The sequence below is a fragment of the Leifsonia sp. HAY1-4F genome (assembly GCF_056755275.1).
On record NZ_JBNDHX010000684.1, the window covers coordinates 1 to 233 of the forward strand.

Genomic DNA, 233 nt, shown 5'->3' on the forward strand with positions numbered 1-233 from the left:
GGTCCGGCGCGATCGCCGCGAGCTACGGCACCATGGCAGGCATGTCGGTGGGACCGGCCAAGGGGAAGACGTCCACCATGGGGATGCTGCGGCGCACCCCGTCGGCGCGGGTGGCGAGCGCGGCGCGCCGGTCACGCACGTGGCGCACCTCGGCGTGGGTGCCGGCGGAGGCGGCGAGCACTGCAGCGGCGGCGTCCGCGCCGGCACCGAGCCCGACGACGAGGGTGCGGTCG

General features: G+C 77.7%; 1 pseudogene. It reads right to left on the reverse strand.

Annotated elements, in window-relative coordinates:
• Positions 1-22: 22 nt before the first annotated feature.
• Positions 23-233 (reverse strand): annotated as a pseudogene (locus tag ACPYOG_RS20970) (hypothetical protein); the annotation flags it as partial.